Below are 21955 nucleotides of genomic sequence, written 5' to 3' on the forward strand. Positions count from 1 at the left end.
ATTTATCCCTCCTCAATAAAAACACCGTCTTTAAGGTATACCACTTTTGTTGCATATTTTTTTAGGTCTGGATCATGAGTAACCATAACAATAGTTTTTCCTTGTTTATTTAGTGAGCTTAATATGTTCATGATTTCATTACTTGTATTAGTATCCAATGCACCTGTAGGCTCATCAGCAAATATTAATTGAGGATCATTAATAAGAGCTCGGGCAATAGAAATACGTTGTTGCTGACCTCCAGACAACTCATTTGGAAATTGCTTTATTTTATCTAATAATCCAACCATTTTTAAATTATTTTCAACTTTTTTTAATCTTTCTTTTTTGCCTAATTTATTATTATAAAGAAGAGGAAGTTCTATATTCTGACAAATATTTAAATTATTTATCAAGTGAAATTGCTGAAATATAAACCCTATGTTTTTATTACGAAAATGAGATCTTTCAATTTCTGTTAAATTTGTAACATCTTTTCCATCAAAGATGTATTCTCCTTCATCAAACTTATCTAAAAACCCTAATATATTTAACAGAGTTGTCTTTCCACTTCCTGATTTACCCATTATCATTACAAAATCTCCATACTTAATTTCCAGGCTTAACGACTTTAAAACATGCAATCTATTTTTTCCTAGTCCATAGTATTTTTGTATATTGTTAAGTTCGATAAAGCTATTCAATTTCCTGACCTTCTTTCATCTCACTATTTATAACTTCTACAATTTCATCTTTCTCCTTTAAGCCTGATGATACTATTGTTGACTTTCCTTTTTCTCCTTTTGTTTTTATATCCTGTTTAACAAGTTTATTATCTTTTATTAAATACACATATTTTTTACTTCCTTCTGTTTTAACAGCTGTATTAGGTACCTCTATTAATTTTTCAGTATCTTTTAATTTAACTTGAACATGGTATCCATTTACTACATTTTCTTTTGAGTCTAAACTTATTGTCACTGGATAATTAGCAACTTGAGATGTTGATACTGCTCCTTCTGTTGGAACAATTTGCTCTTCTGGATCGTATGAGATATCCAGTATTTCTCCTTTTACATTTTTGTCATTTGCTAAAACTAATATATCTACATCTTGATTTAATTTTGTTTTTTCTAAATCCCTCTCTGATACTTGTGCTTTTACATATAAATCATTACTTCTTAATTTTAATAAAACTTGGTTTTCACCCTCTGCTGCTTTATTTGGAACACTAACTTTTCCTGCAAATGGGGCATATTCATGTGTATATTCTTTTTTCTTAAGTTTCTCTATTTGTTTTTTATTGCTCTTTATCTGGTCTTCTATAGAAGCTCCTACATTCGGATTCATGACATCTGTATTATTTTGAATTTCATTATTTTTAGGTTCGCTACTTTTATTTTTTTCTTTTTTTAAATCTGATATTTGATCTTCTAAATCTGATATTTGATTTGCTATTTCTTCATTTTTATATGTTATAAGCAAACTTCCTTTGCTTACAATTTCACCATTTTTCTTGTTTATTTCATAGTCTGATCCCTTACTTATGTCTTTATAGAAAATTTTAGATTTTGACGGTTCTACAACTCCACTGAAAAAAGTTTTTTTATTTTCAGGAATTATATACCTTTTAATGGCTTGATCTTCCTTAACCTTTTTATCTTTGCTTTTATAAGCTAAGAAACCTATGGCTCCTCCCCAAATAACTACCATTGCTAATCCTATAGCTATGTACTTTTTTTTCATTTTTCCCTCCTAATATTAACTTTACAATTTAAATCCCCATTTTTTAAATCTACATAAATCTTTAAATTTCATATTAACATATACATTCTTATAAAAATCAAAAATGGACTAAAACACGGTTTTAATGGAGTAAAATGTATATTTTTGCTATTTCACTCCACTAAACCGTAATGTTAGTCCACTTTCTACTTTTGTATATACTTTTATGTTAGCATTCATGTAAAGTAATTCTAATTTCTAAGGTATATTATTTAACGTTCTTAAATAGCAGTGCCACTTATATGCTAATTTATTTGAATTAGCACTACCCTTAAATTGAAATTACTTTTTTTGTGTATATTTTTAATCTTACTTTTAGCAAACATACTATCGTTAAAAAGTGAGATAATAAATGAGTATCTTAAGAAAAAATTTATCTTAATTGAATTCAGCGATTATCTCATACGAAGTTATAAAATTAGAACATATTATGTTCTAATTTTAAAAATTTAATAAAAAATAGTTAGTTATATTAATATGACTAACTATTTTTTATTATCTCATCTGCAATTAATTTACTTCCTTTTACTATTACAGACGCTCCATTACCTGGATGCGTTGAGGACCCTATAAAATATAAATTTTTAACACTTTTTGATTTTATATGTGGTCTTAAATACCCTATTTGATTAATGTTGTGAGCTATCCCAAATGCACATCCTTTGTATGCATTAAAATTAGTTTCTATATCCTTAGGAGTCAAATATTTTTCATAAATAATATTTTCTTCTATATCTTCCATACCTTTAATTTTATTTATTGATTTTATAACATTATCTCTAAATTTTTTTACTAGGTTTTCATTCCATTCAATATTCTCATGCTCTAAGTTAGGAACTCTAATCATTATATTTAAAATCTCCTTAGAGTCTCCACATACACTATGATCTATTTTACTAGGGCAATACATGTAAAAAGAAGGTTTATTAGGCAAGTTACCTTTAAATGGGGCTTGTATATTTTCTTTAAAGTTTTCTCCAATATATATATTATTAACTTTTAAATCTTTATATTTTTTATTTAATCCTAAATATATGATTAACGTGGAACATGAAAGTTTAAGTTTTTCAATTTTTTTATCTTTATCCATATCTTCCTTTATTAATTCTTTTATTGCATATGGAAAATCTGCATTACATACTACAATATCTGATGAATACTTTCTATCACCAGCACTTACACCTTTTACTATTCCTTTATCTATTAAAATTTCATTTACCTCTTTATTTATATATATTTTCCCACCCATTTCACAAAATAATTTCTCTAAAGATTTTATATACGAATACATTCCACCCTTAATATACCAAAGTCCGTATAGTTGAGATATAGCTGGAATTAAAGTATATAAATTAGAATTCTCATATGGGTCTACTCCTATATACATACATTGAAACAGCAAAAAGTCTCTTATTTTATTATCTTTTATATATCTAGAAGTATACTTATATGAACTTGAAATTGGATTTAATTTAATTGCAGTTTTTACAGATTCAAAGTTTAAAATTTCTTTTAAATTTTCCATAGGTTTATTTAAAATTTTTTCATTTGATAAAACATATTTACTATATGAATTTGATATGTACTTTAAATAATCTACTCCTAAATTAAAATCTATAGATTCTAAAAATTTTATAGTTTTAGAAATATCACTATAAAACTCATAATTAGTATTGTCTTGATAGAAAACTTTGTACATAGTATCTAGTTTTACTAAATCTATATACTTTGAATAATCTTTATTTACATAATTAAATATCTCAATATAATTTTGAGGTGTCATGAGTATGCTAGCTGTTAAATCAAACTTATCACCCTTATTTTTAATTTGATTTATTTTTCCACCCACTGTACTTTCTTTTTCTAAAATAGTAACTTTATAACCATTTTGTAATAATCTTATTCCTGTTGTTAGTCCACCTATTCCTGCTCCAATTACTATAACTTCCTTCATATTTTTCCCTCCTTACTTTATTTAATATTATTTCCATTAATTTGAACTTTATAATTATGTATTTATATATAAATTTATATTTCCCAGGAAACTTTAAATTTATTTTTTTCTAATGAGCATAATATCAATTAGGAGGTGATTTTTATTAAAACAAAAAGGATTCTTTTTAGCTTTTTAGTTCTTTTTATGATGTTTTTAATTAATTCCTATGCCGATACTCCAGATAATAAAGAGTTCAAATTAGAGCCACTACCTTATTCTTATGATGCTCTTGAACCTTATATCGATAAGGAAACTATGATTTTACACCATGATAAACATCATCAATCATATGTAGATAATTTAAACAAAATACTTTCAACTCATCCAGAAGTTAAATATAAAAGCTTAGAACAGCTTTTATCTAATCCAACTACACTTCCCCGCGATGTAAGACAAAGTATTATTAATAATTCCGGTGGAGTTTACAATCACAACTTTTTTTGGAATATAATGAGTCCTAACAAAGGTGGCCAGGCTAAGGATGAACTATTAAAAGCTATAGAAAAAGATTTTGGTTCTTTTGAATCTTTCAAAGAAAAATTTGATAAATCAGCATTAAGTACTTTTGGATCTGGGTGGACTTGGTTAGTTTCTAATGATGAAGGTGAGTTAGCTATAATGTCTACTTCAAATCAAGATTCTCCTATTACATCAGGAATAAAACCTATAATAGCTATAGATCTTTGGGAGCATTCATATTATCTTAAATACAAAAATGAACGTAATAAGTATATAGAAAATTGGTGGAATGTAGTTAATTGGGAACAAGCAAATAAAAACTATTTATCTAAATAAAAAAGAAGTAGCATTAATTATGCTACTTCTTCTAATTTCTCTTCATTCTCTTGTTCTTTAATATTTTTCTTTTTTTCTATTTTTTCTATTACTCTATCTATTAATAATCCATTTAAAACTATAACTAACATAGAATATATTCCTTTTTTAAGTCCAAAAGTGAATCCTCCCATTATAGCAACAAATAAATCCACTATTAGAAGTGATATTCCTATATTAAATGTAGTATATTTATTTAATATCTTAGCTAAAATGTCTGTACCTCCAGTAGATGCATTCGTTGCAAAAACCATAGCTAGCCCTATAGCTGTTACTAATGTCCCTGCTATTACAGCCGCTAGTAAATTTGTAGTTAAAGCTGTTGAGTTTAAAATTTTATCCATAAAATCTATTACTACAGACAACATAAAACTTGCATATATTGTTTTTAATCCAAAATCTCCACCTATTAAAATAAATGATATTGCAAACAGTATTAAGTTACCTATAAATATTATAATCCCCATAGATACACTAGGTACGTAATGATTTATTATAAGAGCTAAACCACTTAGTCCTCCTCCAGCTATATCATTAGGTGCAAAAAAGTACTGTATCCCAATAGCAACTAAGATTACTCCTATCGTTACAACAATATATTCTTGTAATCCTTTAATAAAATCTGATTTTTTCATGTTTAAGACCTTCCTTCGTTGTCAATGTTTTTAAACGCAATTATTAGAATATCAAATTTTCAATGTTTTTGGTAGTAAAAGTCTTAGCATTTTTGTATATTTTTTTATATTTTATAAAAAAACTCCCATTTATAATGCATGCTGTTTATTTTTGTTATTTTTTTAGAAAATTTGATTTTCGATTATTATTTACAATCTTTAATATTGAAACTTAAAATTATATTAGTACAAATTTATATTAGGGGGATAAATTATGAGTTTAGATATAAGTTCAAAAAGTAAGGCCCTATCCACTTTTCTTAACGAAAATCTTAATGATTTAAAATCTAAGGGTCTATATAACAAAATCGATTCTCTTCAAAGTTCTAATGGTCCTATCATTCAAATAAATGGAAAACATCTAATTAACCTTTCATCTAACAATTATCTTGGACTAGCCACAAATAAAAAATTGATAAATGCTACCATTGAGGCTACAGAAAAATATGGAGCTGGTGCCGGTGCAGTAAGAACAATAAATGGTACTTTAGAAATCCATGATGTTTTGGAAAATACTATAGCTAAATTCAAGGGTACAGAATCAGCTATAGCATTCCAATCTGGATTTAACTGCAATATGGGAGCTATTCAAGCTGTCATGGACAAAAACGATGCAATTTTATCAGATGAACTTAACCATGCATCAATAATTGATGGATGCAAACTTTCTGGATCTAAAATAATAAGATTTAAACATTCAGATATGAATGATTTGAGAGAAAAAGCTAAACAAGCTCAGGAAAGTGGATTGTATAAAAAAATAATGGTTATAACTGATGGAGTTTTCTCTATGGATGGAGATATAGCTAAGCTTCCTGAAATAGTTGAAATAGCTGAAGAATTCGACTTAATTACTTATGTTGATGATGCTCACGGTTCTGGAGTTACGGGAAAAGGAGCTGGAACTTGCAAGCACTTTGGTCTATCAGATAAGGTTGACTTCCAAATAGGAACACTATCTAAAGCTATAGGTGTTGTCGGTGGATATGTTGCAGGTTCTAGAGATTTAATAGATTGGTTAAAAGTTAGAGGTAGACCTTTCTTATTCTCAACATCTCTTACTCCTGGTGCTGCTGCTGCTTGTACCGAATCTATAAATATACTTATGAACGATGATACTTTAGTTCAAAAAGTTTGGGAAAATGGAAATTATCTTAAAGCTGGATTAAAATCTTTAGGATTTAATATAGGAAATAGTCAAACACCTATAACTCCATGTATTATCGGAGATGAAACCAAAACTCAATTATTTAGTAAAAGGCTACTAGAAGAAGGTGTTTATGCTAAATCAATAGTATTCCCTACTGTTCCTAAAGGTACAGGAAGGGTTAGAAATATGCCAACAGCTGCTCATACAAAAGAAATGTTAGATAATGCTTTAAGTATTTATGAAAAAGTAGGAAAAGAATTAGGAGTTATTAAATAAATTTTTTAATTTTGTAGGGGGTAATTATATGAAAAAAATTCTTATTACTGGAGCTCTTGGTCAAATAGGTTCTGAGTTAACATCAAAACTTCGAAAGGAATATGGAGTAAGCAATGTTTTAGCTACTGATGTCCGCTCAATAGAAGAAAGTGAAGTTGTAAATAATGGTTTATTTGAAACTTTAGATGTTATGGATGTTGAAGCTATGGGAAAACTAGCTAAAAAACACAATGCAGATACTATAATACATCTAGCATCTTTATTATCCGCAGTAGGAGAACAAAAACCTCAATTTGCATGGAAATTAAATATGGGTGGTTTAGTAAATGCTTTAGAAGTTTCTAAAGAAACTAGTGCTACATTATTCGCACCTAGCTCTATAGCTGCATTTGGACCTAATTCTCCAAAAGATTTAACTCCTCAAGATACTATACAAAGACCAAATACTATGTATGGAGTAACTAAGGTTTCAGGGGAATTATTATCTGATTATTACTTCCATAAATTTGGGGTAGACACAAGAAGTGTAAGATTCCCTGGACTTATATCATACGTAACTCCTCCTGGTGGTGGAACAACTGATTACGCTGTTGATATATACTACGAGGCTTTAAAAAATAAGAAATATGAATCATTTATAGCTGAGGGTACAAAAATGGATATGATGTATATGCCAGATGCTCTTCAAGCTGTTGTTGACCTTCTTGAAGCCGATAGTTCCAAATTGATTCATAGAAATGCATTCAATATAACAGCTATGAACTTCTCTCCTGAAGAGATAGCCGCTGAGATTAAAAAGAATATGCCTGAGTTTGAATTTAGCTACAATGTTGATCCAGTTCGTCAATCTATAGCTGAATCTTGGCCTAATTCTATAGATCCATCTTGTGCTGTTAATGAATGGGGATTCAAATTTGAATATGATTTAAGAAAAATGACCATAGATATGCTACAAAAACTAAGTGAAAAAGGTATAGGTAAAGAAAGTGTGCATAACGCTTAGAATATAATTAAATAAGCTGCCTCTAAGTTTTTGTAATCAATATTACATATGTTGAGGCAGCTTATTCTTTATTTACTTAATATTTTCTGTTCTATATCCAATATCCTTATTAGCTAGCTTATAAGCTTGTTCTATTATATCTTCTTTGGTTTGTCCTTGGCCTATTAAACTGTCTATGGTAATTTGATTTCTATCTTCAAAATACTTATTAAGCAAATCTTCCTCTATATCATCTTGAGTAGCTAAAGTTCCTTCATGTAATATATATTTCACATCTATACCTTTATTTTTTAAAAATCTACCTACCATAATGCTTCTATGGCATCTTATAGGTTCTTGCATTGCCCCTAATAAGACTATTCTATATCCCATATCTATTCCGTTTTTGATTCGTTTTACTCCTTTTAAAAATATGTCCTCTTTTATAACCTTATCAAAATCTGCATATCCTTCATTATTATATGATTCTTTGCTACCTCTTTTAGCTCCAAATTCTTCACCCATATAAATATATGTATATCCATCTTTTTTTAATATTTCTCTAAAATATTCTTTGTTGTACTGTACATTATATTTAGAATATGGTGTTTCTCTTATATCAATAATACAGTTAATATTATACTTTTTAATCATCTCAATAAATTTTCCATAAGGATAGTTTGAATGTCCAATTGCAAAAATCTCCATAACTTCATCCTCCTTAGGCATAATGTAACAATATACTATTTAAATATAGTGGTATTTACTATATCTGCATTGGCATAATTTTTTAGTAAACTAGCAGCATAATTTATATACATATCTAAATCTTCATCTCCATTAAAAGAGATTATATTCATTATTATATGCTTTGTGTCTTTAGTTATCATAGCTCTTGTAGAATCTGATGTTGTACTCCCAAACTTTCCTCTACTATCTTCAAATACAGGTAAATTTTCTAAATTAACGTCCCCTTTTCCTATACCACTATATTTTTCACCTGGTCCTCCAAATGTAAAAGTTACACATTCATCTATATTGCTCACATCATATGACCCTACTGAGTAGCAACTATATAAAGAAACTAAGTTATTAATGTCTACAATATTGTTGACCTTATACAAATCATTTCCTTTTACTATTCTTTTTAGTAAAGCTTCTGATGACAACCTATATCTGTTTGGATCTTTACCTAATTTTTTGTATGCTTGTCTAGAATCTGATATATTTTTTATACTAACAATATCTCCTTGATTAAATGAATTTCTTATTTCATTACATTTTAAATTAATCTCTTCCCATAATTCCTCATTTCCATCTCCAATCTCAACAATTGCTTCTATACTCCCAATAGATACTTCTTCACACTTATCTTTTAAGATATCGTCAATTTTTATACTTATCAAATTTAACACCCCTTTAGTCTATTATAGTATCTTCTGTTATTATAGCTGTTATTTCTTCTAAAGTTGCAAATTTATAAAACTCATCATAATTGAATTTTTCTTTTTCCATAACTAAATATATCTTAGTTGAACATTCTATTATTGTTTTCTTTGTATCTCCATCTTCTAAATATATTGTACTTACATACCCCGTTTCTTTATTAATTCCACCTAATCCTATAAAAGCTTTATCATATGCAAATTTTCTAATATATCTATCCGCTGCCGCTCCTACTATTGCTCCTATTTCCTTATTAAACTCTCCTCCAATACAAATAACTTTTATATTATTATTCATTCTTAGTTCTAGCACAATTTCTATCATATTTGTTACAACAGTAATTGTTTTATTAATATTATTTAACTCTTTTGCAATTTCTAAATTAATCGTTGAAACATCCAAAAAAACTATATCTTTATCTTCTATTAAATCAATAGCCTTTAATGCAATTAATTTTTTTTCTTGAGTATTTATATTTTTTCTTTCATCAATGTTTTTGATATCTATGTGATTTTTTTGAGCAATTGCCCCTCCATATACCCTTATTAAATAGCCTCTAGATTCTAATTCTTTTAAATCTTTTCTTATACAATCTTCTGTAACCTCAAATAATTTCGATAACTCTTTAACCTTTACCCTTCCATTCTTTTTTATTATACCTACAATATTTTCATATCTTTCCTCTAAAAACAAATGTTTTCACCTCTTTGTTATGTTTTTCTTATTTTATATTATTTATTATTATTTTTTATTGATTCTTATTAATTACTATATTATACTAAAAATATAATATTAATGATATAAATAGCGTTATAAGTTAATTCTTAGCGTGATATTTTTATTATTATATTTATACATTAAAAAGCACTAATCTTAAAAGATTAGTGCTTTTTAATTTTAACTATGCTTTTTTAACAACGCTAGATTTTAATTTCATAGCTCCGAAACCATCTATTTTACACTCTATATCATGCCCATCTGCTGCATCTGGAACTAAACGTATACTCTTTACTTTTGTTCCTATTTTTATAGAAGATGAACTTCCTTTTACTTTAAGATCTTTAACTACTGTTACAGAATCTCCATCATTTAATACGTTCCCGTTTACATCTTTTATAACAACTTCTTTTTCAGCAGAATCTTCTGGATTCCATTCATGTGCACATTCTGGACAAACTAAAAGACTTCCATCTTGATAAGTATATTCTGAATTACATTTTGGACAATTTGGTAAATTTTCCATATTTATTCCTCCGTTCACAATTTTATTCCTAATCATTCATAGGTATATATAATATCATAGTCTTATCATATTTACAAATTTTCATCCAATTTGACCTTAAAAAACGATATATTCGGTTATTTAACTTGTAAATTCATTAAATTTCTAAATATACAAATCTATTTAAAGATATTATAAAAATTTAATAAAATTATCGATAAAGTTACACTATTAAAAATTTTAATTATAGATTTTTCAGAAACAGCTTTATTTATTTTATATCCAATAATTCCTCCCAATAATCCTCCTACAAGCATATATGGTAACATGTCCAAATTATAACTTAAAAATCCTGTAGTTGCTGCAATTGAAATAATTTTAGATCCTTGAGAAAAAAATATAACTAAAATTGAATTTCTAGCAGCTTCATTAGCTGTCATCGAAAATAATATTGTAAATGCAGCTACATTTATTGGACCGCCTCCAATTCCTAAAAATGCAGATATTGCACCTAAGAATAAACCTAGCAACCCAATTACTAAAATATTATTGATTTTATAAGATTTTATATTATCTTTATTTCTCATATATAAAAATACTGATATTAATAATATTATTATAATAATACTCTGAATGTTATTAATTAGGCCTATGTTAATATCTTTTGATAATATCAAGCTCATAAGCTTCTGACCTATTATTCCTCCTACTATAGACCCAATTGCAACTACTATAGTATTTCTAGGGTTTATCTTATCTTTTTTCTTTAATTGATAAAATACAGTTACTATAGACATTATAAATATTGTTGAAGATGATAATAAATTTATTGTTGGAAGTGCATAATCTCCTAGTGAGTCCAAGACAGGTTTAATTATTATCCCGCCTCCAAGACCTGCTGAAGAACCTAATATAGTTGAAAAAAGTGCAACTAAAAAATATATAATTTGCATTTTACTCGCTCCTATAAAATTCATATTGATTAAATTTATACCCTATTATTAAATCCGTTAACTAGTATCTATTCAATTCAAATTAGGTGAAAATAATATTTGACCCATACATTAAATATTATTATCTATTTTTCATATTCAATTAGTATTAAATATAAGGTTTTTATTTCTTAAATTTAAAAATCTAGAAGACTATAATCTTCTAGATTTTCTTAATTAATATAGCTTTCTTTTATATTTACTAATAAATATTGTTGAAATTACTAATGTAATTAAACTTATAACTGAAACCCCATAGTAAATCCATGTATTTTGTTTATTATCTTTTATATTTGGTGGCATCATCTGCTTATTATCATTTTGATCACCATTTTTTATCATTTCTTGAGACTTTTCTTGATTGTTATCACCAGGTTGCTCTTTTTTATTTGTATCTTGATTTTTATTTACATCTTGGTTTTTACCCATATTTTGTTGCCCTAATGCAGATAAGTTTAAAGTAGTTACTATATTCCCATATTCTGTAGCTGATTGTTCTCCATTCAATTGAGCCTGAACACTTTTAGTTCTATCTTTTCCAAAAGTTAAAAGTTCAGTCACTCCAGTTTTATATTCTTCATAATTATAGAATGCTGTAGCATCTTTCTTTACATAATTACTAATTAGTTTATCTATCTGAGTAACTCTATTATTAAATGCACCACTACTAAAGTAACTGTGTACTATTTGGTTTAAATAATTATGGTAAAGTTCTTTGTAATTATCATTTTCTAAAAGTTTACCTATAAGAGGGGCATCTTCTAAATTTCCTGTAACAGGCGAATCAATAGGAAAGTTTATTGCTTTTTCTCCATCTTTAACAGAAAAACCTCCAAATGACATATTTAAATCCCATGGCAATATTTCAGATACTCCATCTTTTTCATATAGATAGTAATTGTGATACATGCCTCCTGAGTAACTATCTAAATTAACTAAAAATGTATTTACTGCAAAATATTTTAAAACTTCATCAACATTTAAATAATTTTCTATATCGTTTCCAGTACTAAGACTTTCCATCATATCAATAACGCTTTCGAAATCTTTATCTGTTGTACTCTTAAAAACTGCACTATCTCTTAAAATTGAGTAACTATCTACATCGTCATCTATATATTTTAAATCTGCACCTTCGCTATCTTTATTTCTCATTCTAGGTGCTCCACCATTATCTTCCTCATTATTTTTATTAGCTTCTAAATTTTTAATATCTCCATCTTCACGTGAAACATTTTGATTTTGGACCATGTTATGAGCATCTCCGTTCATCTCTGGAGCCTCTTCACCCTCTTTAGGAATATTCCCATCCATTTTTGGAGGGTTATCACCCATTTCAGGCATGTTTCCATCCATCTCTGGTCTTTGCATTTCTCCATTATTACCCTTATTACCGCCCATATTCATTGTTTCTGGCTTATATAAATTACCACTTAATTCTCCATAATTTTTTTCAATAAATCTTTCATCAATAACTTCTACACCTAAATATAATCCCCAATCAGATCCATTTATCTTTATATCTGTATAAGAATATTCTGGAGTTGCTATTCCTAGTAAATTATATATATCATAAGAAATAGCTTCTTTCATATAAGTAGCATCAGATATATTATTGTTTAAAGCCAATTTTCTAATTCCATGATATGTTTGACCATCAACATACTGTCCAAAATCAATTTTTATACTATATCTATCCGTAGTACTGTCGTTTGCCACAGAAGTTAAACTTGAGTTACCCTTTGGCCTTATTCCAACATTATTAAATACTTCTCCATTTATAGTTACATCCGCACTTTTATATTCCTCTTTTGTAGCATTTTCTAAAAGCCATTCCCAATCACTTTCTTTAATTTTTATATCTATACTAGTTATGCTGTTTTTATCTAAAACATCTTCTGTTTTAGCTACAGTCTCTATATCAGTTTCGTTTTGGGGTATGTATATAGACACTATAATAAATACTACAACTAGTATAATACTTATTACAGATATATATTTACTTTGTTTGTCATTTATCATCTTGCTTCACCACCTTATTTGCAATAAGTTAGTATGCTATTGCTTTTAAGCCATATAATCGCCATTGTAACTTACTAAAACTACATTTGAAACTCCACTTATACAAGATATTTCATTAACAAAATTTGTTGTAATATTTTTTAACTTAACTTCAACAGTAATTTCAATTCCATTTGTTGGTGAAACAGTTTTAGACTTAACACAATACTTACTTACACTATTTCCTACTTTTTCTAATATTTTATTCTCACTATTGTCACTATCACAATTTACAACTAATATATATGGATTATCAGTTGTTTCTTTATTTGCAAATACAACCATTATAATCCCTATAAAAATAGCTCCTAATACAGCTAGTGGAATCAATCCCGCTCCTAATACTATTCCTTCACTAATTGACCAAAATAAAAATGCTATATCCATAGGTTCCTTTACTGCACTCCTAAAACGAACTATAGATAATGCACCCACCATACCTAATGAAAGTACGACATTAGACGTAACTCCTAATATAATTAATGTTGTAATTAATGTAAGAGCCATTAAAGACATGCTAAATGTGGATGAGTACATAACCCCTTTAAATGTTTTTTTATAAACTTGCATTATAAATAAACCCAACACAAATGCAAGTGACATTGCTATTAACATATCTAAAAATGATATTGATGTCATTTTTTCAATGAAACTTGATTTAAAAACGTCGCTAAAATTTACTGCTTGATTAGACATTATTTTTTCCTCCTAATTTTTATCCATATATTCTAGATGCTGCATATTTTGAAATAGCAGTCGCTCTACGATTATTAGTTTGTATGATATCTTGTATTATCTCTGGTAGATATTCATCAAACTTCACTTCTAAAACTATTACATCCTTGTCTATAGACCCTATAGTTGGTAAATTGTTGTCAAATAAATTAGTATTTTGAATTCCTGTCCTAATTTTTTTATCAAACGTTATTCTTACATTTCCCATCTTATATACATAAGCTTCTCTTGTATAATCAACTATACTTTTAGGTCTCAACATTTCTGACTTAATTTTTGAGTAAAATTCAATAAATAAAGGCTTATTGCTTTTAATTAAAAAATCTATATCTCCTTTAATCAGATTCTCACATTCTTCCTTAGTTATTAATTCGCTATCTTTAGAGCATAGGCCATTAACTTTTGACTTTTTCTCTAACTTAATAAAAGAGTGATCATCATTGTAGTATCTTAGCCTGAATTTTTCTCTTACACTTATTCCATTAATTTTTTCCATAAGAACTTTATCTCTAAAATTATCAAAATAAAGACTTCTAATTTTATATTCTTTTTTTTCATTAGCATTTTTATCTAAACTCATTATTTGAGTTAATCTATTTTTAATAGCTAAGTAATCTGACGTGTTTATATAGTGTTTAATTTCATGTCTAAACTTTTTTTCTTTCATAATTTCACCCCCTATCTGTTCGAAATCAATATTATATAAACAAACTTAAAATTACCTAAAATAGAATAAAAAAACTGTATATCCATTAAGCAATACAGTTTTTTTATTCTATAAAATTTTATAAACTTCCTAAATAGATAAAAATACAACTATATACATGAAAAAGAACTATGATTTTTATCATCATAGTTCTTAATAAGTTTAATTATAATATTTCTAATTAAACTTATACTAAAAGTACTTCAATATCATTAGTAAAAATAAATTTATGACAGTTATTATCAGCAAAACTTGCATTTTCACGCAATAAGGGAATATATTTATTGGTATAACTTCACTTATTACTTTTTTGCAACTAACTTAACACTGTCTTCGAATTTATAAATATTTTGATTTTGTTTATGCCGTTACATTATTTATGGCATTTCTTACATTCATGAGCTTTATGACATTTCTTACATTCATCCCATTTATGGCATTTCTTACATTCATCCCATTTATGACATTTATGACATTTATCGCATTCATCCCATTTATGACATTTATCGCATTCATCATGTTTATGCCATTTATCACATTCATCATGTTTATGACATTTATCACATTCATCCCATTTATGGCATTTGTCGCATTCATCATGTTTATGCCATTTATCGCATTCATCCCATTTATTACATTTCTTACATTCATCATGTTTATGGCATTTATCGCATTCATCATATTTATGCCATTTATCACATTCACAAGGTTTATGCCATTCTTCGCATTCACAAGGTTTATGCCATTCTTCGCATTCATCATGTTTATGGCATTTATCGCATTCATCATGTTTATGCCATTTATCGCATTCACAAGGTTTATGCCATTCTTCATAGTTTTCATATCCATAGCATTTATCACAATTATACCATTTATAATATTTATTCCATTCATACCAATCATAGCATTTATGACATCTATTTGAATAAATCATCTTTATATCTCTCCATTTATATAATATTAAGAAATTCTTATTAAAGAACCTCTAGTGTATAATATGTATCAACGTCGAAATATGTGCTATATTGTCAAATTTTCAATAATTTAATTATCTAAAATTCGTAATGTATAATCTATTTTGCCTATATCATATTATCATCTTAATATCATTGCTATATTTAAAACTGTAATTTTATAGTTTCCTGAATTTATGTTGAGGTCTTCCTACTTTTCCATACTCAACCAATTTTTCTAACTGCCCTTCTTTTTCCATGTATTCTAAGTATCTTCTAACAGTTACTCTAGCAACTTTTATCTTTTCTGATAAATCTTCAGATGTAAAATATTCACCATCTTCCTTTTCTATTTCTTTCCATATTAACTTATAAGTATGCTTATTAAAACCTTTTGCAAGACCTACATCTTTTCGGACTCCATTTGCATATATAATCAATTTGTCTAATTCACTTTGCTCTATTTCACATAATTTATTAAACTCATAATGTCTTTCTTTAAATTGTATTAACGAACCTTTAAACCTATCGACATTAAATGATTTTATAAATAATCTATAGTCTCATACCTAAAAGCTTCTTGCACCCTTTCTACAGTTTTATCTGCAGTAATTAATATTACATCAACTCTAATTTATTATGATTTAATAATATTAACAGCCTTAATATATTGAAACATTTTGAAAATTAAAATAAATTTTGGTCATAAAGTTTTTTTCGAAATATTATTAACATCATTTAAAATGTTAGTTCTAATTCATACTAATTATTTTTTAAAAAATACTTGCATAAACAAGTATTTAGTTTTATAATATCTAGTATAAATTACTTGCATAAACAAGTATTTAATTTTAAAAAAAGATTGGAGATATTTAAAATGAAAACATTAGTAATTATAGCTCACCCTAATATGGATGAATCAAAAGTAAATAAAATTTGGAAAAATCACTTAGAAAGTAGTGATAACATAACAATCAATGAAATTTATAAATCTTATCCAGATGGCAAAATAGATGTAAAAACAGAACAAGAATTAGTTAAAGCTCATGATAGAATAGTTTTTCAGTTCCCATTCCACTGGTATAATGCACCTGCATTATTAAAACAATGGCTTGATTCTGTATTTGCATTTGGTTTCTCTCATGGTCCTAATGGAAACAATTTAAAAGGAAAAGAATTCAGATTAGTAATTTCTGCTGGAGGCCAAGAACAATCTTACCAAGCTGGTGGAGCTCAACACTTCACTATAAGTGAGTTAACTAAAACATATGAAGCAATGGCAAAATTTACTAGCATGAACTACCGCCCTGCTTTTGTTCTTTATGCAACTCATTTATTAAGTGAAGAAGATATAAGTAAAAGTGCAGATCAATTAAAATCTATCTTAAACTAAAAAATAATGATATAAAAAAAGAATAGTTAAAACTATTCTTTTTTTATATCATTATTTAGCATTAATATTATTTAAATTTTCGGCTATTTTTGTTAAAAACTTTATACCTTGCTCTATTTCTTCCTTAGAAATTCCGTCAATAGATTCTTCAAAACATTCTCTAGCTATAGACTCTACAGGTTCCTTCAAAAGTTCCCCTTTTTCAGTCAACTTAATACGATTTATTCTTTTGTCCGAAGGACAACATTGTCTTATTATTAATTCGTTTTTTATTAAAGTATTTATCAGCCTAGATGTACTTGCTTGATCTCTATTTGTAAGCTGTGCTAAATTATATTGGCATAAATTCTCATTATCCCAAAGCATAGTTAATATAGTAAACTGCTCAAAAGTAATATTTATACCATTATTTTTTAGCTTTCTTACAAAATTATTCATTATAATTTTATCTGTCGCATTTATCAAGAAGGCTAATCCTTTATCTTTTCTATATTTCATGCTATCACCTTTTTTTGTTAGATTATAATTTTATCCTATATATAAAAAAATATATTGTCAAGGTAAAGCTAATGATAAACAAAAAAATAAAAGAATATCTATTAAAATAGATATTCTTTTATTTTTATTTTATTGAGCTTTATTTGATTTTTTTGATGGTATAAAGTTCCCAATTATACCTGCAATTACAACTGGTAAGATCCAGTTAAATCCTATCTTTGCAAAAGGCAATTCATTTATAAACGGAACATTTATCCCTTTACTGCTTAAAACTGTAAGTACACTTACTATTAAAGCTACATAAGTTGCACATTTAAATGCATTATCATTTTTAATTTTATTATTAAATAGTGTCATTAATACTAATACTATTGTTGCTGGGTAAATAATTGATAGTATAGGTGCTGAGAATTTTATTATTGTACTAACTCCAAAGTTTGCTACTACTGCACTAAATATACATACTGCAATAACTATAGTTTCATATTTTACTTTTCCATTTGATAACTTAGTAAAGTATTGAGCCGTAGCTGAAACAAGCCCTATAGATGTTGTTAAACAAGCTAATGCTACTATTATTGCTAGTACTACTTTCCCAGGCTGACCTAATAGCTGCTCTGTTATGCTTACGATTAAAGCTGTTTGATTTATATCGCTTGGATTTACGCCTTTAAACTGATGAGCAACTGAAGACCCTAAATAAGTAAGTCCTCCGTATACTATAATTAAAGCTACACCCGCAACTAAGCCAGCTCGTAAAGTTAATTTAATTTTATCAGATTCCTCAGTGTATCCTTTTTGAACAAGTGACATTATAACAACTGCTGATAAAGCTATAGCTCCCAATGGATCCATTGTTTGATATCCTTGACCTATACCCTCTGCAAATATTGCATCTATAGTTGCTGGTTCATTTAAATTTCCAAGAGGAGATACAATACCTACTATAATTAAAAACATTAAAGCTACTAGTAATGCGGGTGTTAAGTACTGACCTATTATATCTACAACTTTAGATGGTTTTATTGTAAGTACCAGTGTTAACCCGAAAAATATTATAGAAAATAATATCGGACTAAAACCTCCAAAAATAGGTTGTATTCCCATTTCAAATGTTGTTGCTCCTGTTCTAGGTATCGCTAAAAGTGGTCCTAAGCAAATCATAATTGCTGTCGCCAATATTATAGATAGCGTTTTCCCGCTTCGTGATAAAACCCTACTTATATCTCCATCACATTTAGCAGCTGCTAATATCGCTAATAAAGCTAATCCTACATCAGCGATAATAAATCCACTGAAACCTAACATCCAGTGTTCTCCTGATACAACTCCTAAATATGGTGGAAAAATTAAGTTTCCTGCCCCAAAGAACATGGCGAATAAGGCAAATCCTACAACTACAGTATCTACACTTTGTTTTTTCATAAAAACCCCCTGTATTAATTTTATAGGCAATATTTAATTATTAAATTACTTAATTATATGTTAAACTTACTAAATAAATCAACTATTCTGAAAAATTTAACATAATTTTAGCATTTTGTACTACTAAGTTAAATTTCTGTTAAATTAATTGACTGCTTGTTTATTTATATTTAACAATATCAAAAATAATATTCCTAATTTGTTAAATATAATAATATTTACAGGTTTTGTGTTTAATGAAGTTTTTTTGTGTAGTATAATGTAAAGATAAAATACTCAGGTTATATAATCTATAACATGGGTATTTTATCTTTTGTAACAATTGAGAAAGGAGTTTTTTTATGAGCAAAAAAAAACGGAATATAATTATCGCAATAATGGTTTCTATGTTTCTTGCTGCATTTGAAGGTACTGTTGTAACTACAGCTATGCCTACGATAGCAAAAAGTTTAAATGGATATAATCTTATGAGCTGGGTTTTTTCTTCATATCTTTTAACCTCAGCTGTCTCCACTCCTATTTATGGAAAGATGTCTGACCTTTATGGAAGAAAAAAAATGCTTTCTATTGGTATAGTAATATTTCTAATAGGCAGTGCCTTATGTGGATTTTCCCAAAGTATGATTCAGTTAATAGCATTTAGAGCAATACAAGGTATAGGTGCCGGTTCTATACTCACAGTAACATACACAATTGTTGGAGATGTATTTGATTTAGAGGAACGTTCTAAGGTTCAAGGATGCCTAAGCACAGTATGGGGTGTTTCTAGTCTACTTGGACCATTTATAGGAGGATTTTTCATAGATTACTTATCTTGGCATTGGATATTTTTTATTAATATACCTTTTGGTATTTTATCTATTTTCCTTCTTAATAAAAATTTTGAGGAAAAATTATCAAATAGTAATCCTAAAATTGATTATCTTGGATCAATATTTTTAACAATATCTATAGTTTCAATATTATTAGGTGTATTTACTACGTCTAGTTCAACAAAAATCATCTATACTATATTAGCTATAGTTTCACTTGTAATTTTCTACTTAATCGAAAAAAAATCAAAAGAACCTATTGTTCCTTTTGATATATTTTCAAAAGATACCATTTTACTAAATTTAATCGGTTTCTTTGTAGCTGTTATACTTATGGTTATAGAGGTTTACATGCCGTTATACACTCAAAATGTTATGGGTTATAGTGCAAAAATTTCTGGGCTTTTAATGGCTCCAATGTCTATAACTTGGCTTTTAAGTTCTTTTGTTTTAGTAAAATTATTTAAGAAATTTGGAGAGAAAAAAGTTATTCTAGGTTCTATTTTAATATTAGCAATAACATGTTATTTACTTAGATTTACCACTCCAGATACAAATTTAATTAATCTAATTCTTATAATATTTATCATGGGAGCTGGATTTGGAGGTGTGCTTAATACACTTATCATACTTATCCAAAATGCTGTTACTTATGAAAAAAGAGGAGCTGCAACATCAACAAATGCATTAATTCGTACACTTGGTCAAACAATAGGTGTTAGTGTATTCGGAGGATTGATGAACTCAAGTATATCTTCTTACTTTAAAAACTCAGATATTTTAAATGTAACTGCAGATAATATATATTCTTCTGGAGCTAGCACTCACCAAATAACGGAAGCATTTTTTAATGGTGTTCACAATATATTCTATGTGTTAATATTTATCGCTTTAATTTGCTTTATTGCTGGAATATTTATAAGTAAAAAATCTATATTAGAAAAAGATGATACTGAAATATAAAATTTCATAAAATATATACAAAAAATCTGAAACTCTATATAGAGTTTCAGATTTTTTGTTACTCAAATTCATATGTTGTCCCGGGAAATAATCTTATAAAAATATAATTAATCATTATATGTAGTATTTATAGGTGGTTTCGATACAGATATATCATATCCTTCATTCAGTAAATCAATTTTTCTCATATCTTCAATAGAAATTTCAAAATCAAAAATTTCTATATTTTCTTTTATTCTATTTTCATTTGATGATTTTGGAATAGGTATAACCTCTCTTTGAATGTGCCATCTCAATGCTACTTGTGCTATTGTTTTATTATATTTTTCTGCTAAGTTAATCATTAAATCATTAGAAAATATTCTTCCTCTGCTTATAGGACTCCATGAAATCACTTGAATATCATTTTCTTTACAATAGCTAATCACTTCACTTTTAATGCTAAACGGATGCATTTCAACTTGATTTACCATTGGCATTATAGTTGCATCCTTTTTTAACTCTTCCAAATGATTTATTTTAAAATTACAAACTCCTATAGCTTTCACTTTCCCTATAGTATATAAATACTCAAACGCTTTCCATGTTTCAGCATTTAATTTATTTGGCCAATGAATTAAATATAAGTCTATATAATCTACATCTAAATTCTTTAATGACTTATTAAAAGCTTTAATAGTACTATCATATCCATGATCTTCATTCCAAAGTTTTGTTACTAAAAATATTTCTTCTCTATCTATTTTACTCTCTTTTATGCCTTTACCTATACCTATTTCATTGCCATAAAATGAAGCTGTATCTATCATCCTATAACCTAGTTTCAAGGCATTTTTTACTGCTTTAGATGTATCTTCATCATCACCTGACTTGTATGTTCCAAATCCTATAAGAGGTATTTTTACTCTATTACTTAAATAAGTAAATTGTTTGTGCATAAAATCATCCTCCTTTTTTATTTTTATATAAAATTAATTTAAACTGTATTTCTATTCACTTTACTGTAAATATTATATCATGATATAAATCTACATAATATAAGCTACTAATATCATTAAAAAGGAGGATGTATA

General features: G+C 27.4%; 22 protein-coding genes. 5 read left to right on the top strand and 17 right to left on the bottom strand.

Annotation, left to right across the window (positions count from 1 at the left end; genetic code table 11):
• Window positions 1-2 precede the first annotated feature (2 nt).
• From ACRDDE_RS09635 to ACRDDE_RS09645, 3 genes are all read right to left on the bottom strand, one after another.
• Window positions 3-683, bottom strand: coding sequence for an ABC transporter ATP-binding protein (locus tag ACRDDE_RS09635; RefSeq protein ID WP_438627046.1), 681 nt, complete (start codon window positions 681-683; stop codon window positions 3-5).
• The gene (locus tag ACRDDE_RS09640; protein ID WP_438627047.1) at window positions 676-1725 is read right to left on the bottom strand and encodes an efflux RND transporter periplasmic adaptor subunit; all 1050 of its coding nucleotides are present in this window, start codon (window positions 1723-1725) and stop codon (window positions 676-678) included. Before ACRDDE_RS09640 ends, ACRDDE_RS09635 begins: the two co-directional genes overlap by 8 nt.
• Window positions 1726-2245: 520 nt before the next feature.
• Window positions 2246-3718, bottom strand: coding sequence for a phytoene desaturase family protein (locus ACRDDE_RS09645; protein WP_438627048.1), 1473 nt, complete (start codon window positions 3716-3718; stop codon window positions 2246-2248).
• A 186-nt stretch (window positions 3719-3904) separates the two neighbouring features.
• Here ACRDDE_RS09645 and ACRDDE_RS09650 point away from each other — a divergent pair, with 186 nt between their 5' ends.
• Window positions 3905-4555, top strand: coding sequence for a superoxide dismutase (locus ACRDDE_RS09650; RefSeq protein WP_438627049.1), 651 nt, complete (start codon window positions 3905-3907; stop codon window positions 4553-4555).
• A gap of 17 nt (window positions 4556-4572) precedes the next feature.
• Here the strand turns inward: ACRDDE_RS09650 and ACRDDE_RS09655 are convergent, their stop codons facing one another.
• A complete protein-coding gene (locus ACRDDE_RS09655) occupies window positions 4573-5229 on the bottom strand; it encodes a YitT family protein (RefSeq protein ID WP_438627050.1) in 657 nt (218 codons plus the stop codon).
• A 253-nt stretch (window positions 5230-5482) separates the two neighbouring features.
• Between ACRDDE_RS09655 and ACRDDE_RS09660 the strand changes: the two genes are divergently transcribed.
• Window positions 5483-6694, top strand: a complete 1212-nt coding sequence (locus tag ACRDDE_RS09660; RefSeq protein ID WP_438627051.1) for a glycine C-acetyltransferase — start codon at window positions 5483-5485, stop codon at window positions 6692-6694.
• A 28-nt stretch (window positions 6695-6722) separates the two neighbouring features.
• On the top strand, window positions 6723-7697 hold the full coding sequence (locus tag ACRDDE_RS09665; protein ID WP_438627052.1) for an L-threonine 3-dehydrogenase: 975 nt from the start codon (window positions 6723-6725) through the stop codon (window positions 7695-7697).
• A 72-nt stretch (window positions 7698-7769) separates the two neighbouring features.
• On the opposite strand, the gene ACRDDE_RS09670 is transcribed toward ACRDDE_RS09665, so the two are convergent.
• The 10 genes from ACRDDE_RS09670 to ACRDDE_RS09715 all read right to left on the bottom strand — a co-directional run bounded on the left by ACRDDE_RS09670 (window position 7770) and on the right by ACRDDE_RS09715 (window position 16231).
• Complete coding sequence (locus tag ACRDDE_RS09670; RefSeq protein ID WP_438627053.1) at window positions 7770-8384, bottom strand: DUF488 domain-containing protein; 615 nt, start codon at window positions 8382-8384, stop codon at window positions 7770-7772.
• A 35-nt stretch (window positions 8385-8419) separates the two neighbouring features.
• On the bottom strand, window positions 8420-9082 hold the full coding sequence (locus ACRDDE_RS09675) for a B3/B4 domain-containing protein (protein ID WP_438627054.1): 663 nt from the start codon (window positions 9080-9082) through the stop codon (window positions 8420-8422).
• A gap of 13 nt (window positions 9083-9095) precedes the next feature.
• Window positions 9096-9815, bottom strand: a complete 720-nt coding sequence (locus ACRDDE_RS09680) for a DeoR/GlpR family DNA-binding transcription regulator (protein ID WP_438627055.1) — start codon at window positions 9813-9815, stop codon at window positions 9096-9098.
• A gap of 208 nt (window positions 9816-10023) precedes the next feature.
• A complete protein-coding gene (locus ACRDDE_RS09685) occupies window positions 10024-10365 on the bottom strand; it encodes a zinc ribbon domain-containing protein YjdM (protein WP_046823737.1) in 342 nt (113 codons plus the stop codon).
• Window positions 10366-10523: 158 nt separating this feature from the next.
• Window positions 10524-11297: a TSUP family transporter gene (locus tag ACRDDE_RS09690; RefSeq protein ID WP_438627056.1), complete on the bottom strand. Its 774-nt coding sequence runs from the start codon at window positions 11295-11297 to the stop codon at window positions 10524-10526.
• Between the two features lie 216 nt (window positions 11298-11513).
• Window positions 11514-13358 (bottom strand): CotH kinase family protein, encoded by a 1845-nt coding sequence (locus tag ACRDDE_RS09695; RefSeq protein ID WP_438627057.1) that lies wholly within the window; start codon window positions 13356-13358, stop codon window positions 11514-11516.
• Window positions 13359-13403: 45 nt separating this feature from the next.
• Window positions 13404-14093 carry a DUF4956 domain-containing protein gene (locus ACRDDE_RS09700; RefSeq protein ID WP_438627058.1) on the bottom strand — a complete coding sequence of 230 codons (690 nt, stop codon included), beginning with the start codon at window positions 14091-14093 and terminating at the stop codon, window positions 13404-13406.
• A 19-nt stretch (window positions 14094-14112) separates the two neighbouring features.
• Entirely contained in the window at window positions 14113-14799 is a 687-nt protein-coding gene (locus tag ACRDDE_RS09705) for a polyphosphate polymerase domain-containing protein (RefSeq protein ID WP_438627059.1), read from the bottom strand.
• 399 nt (window positions 14800-15198) lie between these two features.
• Entirely contained in the window at window positions 15199-15741 is a 543-nt protein-coding gene (locus tag ACRDDE_RS09710; RefSeq protein WP_438627060.1) for a hypothetical protein, read from the bottom strand.
• A 229-nt stretch (window positions 15742-15970) separates the two neighbouring features.
• Entirely contained in the window at window positions 15971-16231 is a 261-nt protein-coding gene (locus ACRDDE_RS09715; RefSeq protein WP_438627061.1) for a hypothetical protein, read from the bottom strand.
• Between the two features lie 437 nt (window positions 16232-16668).
• Here ACRDDE_RS09715 and ACRDDE_RS09720 point away from each other — a divergent pair, with 437 nt between their 5' ends.
• Window positions 16669-17184 carry an NAD(P)H-dependent oxidoreductase gene (locus ACRDDE_RS09720; protein ID WP_438627062.1) on the top strand — a complete coding sequence of 172 codons (516 nt, stop codon included), beginning with the start codon at window positions 16669-16671 and terminating at the stop codon, window positions 17182-17184.
• A 51-nt stretch (window positions 17185-17235) separates the two neighbouring features.
• Here ACRDDE_RS09720 and ACRDDE_RS09725 read toward each other — a convergent pair whose 3' ends face one another.
• Together ACRDDE_RS09725 and brnQ are read right to left on the bottom strand one after the other, a co-directional pair.
• Window positions 17236-17682, bottom strand: a complete 447-nt coding sequence (locus ACRDDE_RS09725) for a MarR family winged helix-turn-helix transcriptional regulator (protein WP_438627063.1) — start codon at window positions 17680-17682, stop codon at window positions 17236-17238.
• Window positions 17683-17811: 129 nt separating this feature from the next.
• Entirely contained in the window at window positions 17812-19107 is a 1296-nt protein-coding gene (gene brnQ, locus ACRDDE_RS09730) for a branched-chain amino acid transport system II carrier protein (RefSeq protein WP_438627064.1), read from the bottom strand.
• A 341-nt stretch (window positions 19108-19448) separates the two neighbouring features.
• Here brnQ and ACRDDE_RS09735 point away from each other — a divergent pair, with 341 nt between their 5' ends.
• Window positions 19449-20882: an MDR family MFS transporter gene (locus tag ACRDDE_RS09735; RefSeq protein WP_438627065.1), complete on the top strand. Its 1434-nt coding sequence runs from the start codon at window positions 19449-19451 to the stop codon at window positions 20880-20882.
• Between the two features lie 107 nt (window positions 20883-20989).
• On the opposite strand, the gene ACRDDE_RS09740 is transcribed toward ACRDDE_RS09735, so the two are convergent.
• A complete protein-coding gene (locus ACRDDE_RS09740; protein WP_438627066.1) occupies window positions 20990-21820 on the bottom strand; it encodes an aldo/keto reductase in 831 nt (276 codons plus the stop codon).
• Window positions 21821-21955 lie beyond the last annotated feature (135 nt).

Source organism: Paraclostridium sp. (genome assembly GCF_051656405.1).
GTDB lineage: Bacteria > Bacillota > Clostridia > Peptostreptococcales > Peptostreptococcaceae > Paraclostridium.

Coding starts and splice junctions, on each gene's coding strand:
- ACRDDE_RS09640 (WP_438627047.1), bottom strand. CDS start 1,725: ATGAAAAAAAAGTACATAGCTATAGGATTAGCAATGGTAGTTATTTGG.
- ACRDDE_RS09645 (WP_438627048.1), bottom strand. CDS start 3,718: ATGAAGGAAGTTATAGTAATTGGAGCAGGAATAGGTGGACTAACAACA.
- ACRDDE_RS09650 (WP_438627049.1), top strand. CDS start 3,905: ATGATGTTTTTAATTAATTCCTATGCCGATACTCCAGATAATAAAGAG.
- ACRDDE_RS09655 (WP_438627050.1), bottom strand. CDS start 5,229: ATGAAAAAATCAGATTTTATTAAAGGATTACAAGAATATATTGTTGTA.
- ACRDDE_RS09660 (WP_438627051.1), top strand. CDS start 5,483: ATGAGTTTAGATATAAGTTCAAAAAGTAAGGCCCTATCCACTTTTCTT.
- ACRDDE_RS09665 (WP_438627052.1), top strand. CDS start 6,723: ATGAAAAAAATTCTTATTACTGGAGCTCTTGGTCAAATAGGTTCTGAG.
- ACRDDE_RS09670 (WP_438627053.1), bottom strand. CDS start 8,384: ATGGAGATTTTTGCAATTGGACATTCAAACTATCCTTATGGAAAATTT.
- ACRDDE_RS09685 (WP_046823737.1), bottom strand. CDS start 10,365: ATGGAAAATTTACCAAATTGTCCAAAATGTAATTCAGAATATACTTAT.
- ACRDDE_RS09690 (WP_438627056.1), bottom strand. CDS start 11,297: ATGCAAATTATATATTTTTTAGTTGCACTTTTTTCAACTATATTAGGT.
- ACRDDE_RS09695 (WP_438627057.1), bottom strand. CDS start 13,358: ATGATAAATGACAAACAAAGTAAATATATATCTGTAATAAGTATTATA.
- ACRDDE_RS09700 (WP_438627058.1), bottom strand. CDS start 14,093: ATGTCTAATCAAGCAGTAAATTTTAGCGACGTTTTTAAATCAAGTTTC.
- ACRDDE_RS09705 (WP_438627059.1), bottom strand. CDS start 14,799: ATGAAAGAAAAAAAGTTTAGACATGAAATTAAACACTATATAAACACG.
- ACRDDE_RS09710 (WP_438627060.1), bottom strand. CDS start 15,741: ATGATTGGTATGAATGGAATAAATATTATAAATGGTATAATTGTGATA.
- ACRDDE_RS09720 (WP_438627062.1), top strand. CDS start 16,669: ATGAAAACATTAGTAATTATAGCTCACCCTAATATGGATGAATCAAAA.
- ACRDDE_RS09725 (WP_438627063.1), bottom strand. CDS start 17,682: ATGAAATATAGAAAAGATAAAGGATTAGCCTTCTTGATAAATGCGACA.
- brnQ (WP_438627064.1), bottom strand. CDS start 19,107: ATGAAAAAACAAAGTGTAGATACTGTAGTTGTAGGATTTGCCTTATTC.
- ACRDDE_RS09735 (WP_438627065.1), top strand. CDS start 19,449: ATGAGCAAAAAAAAACGGAATATAATTATCGCAATAATGGTTTCTATG.
- ACRDDE_RS09740 (WP_438627066.1), bottom strand. CDS start 21,820: ATGCACAAACAATTTACTTATTTAAGTAATAGAGTAAAAATACCTCTT.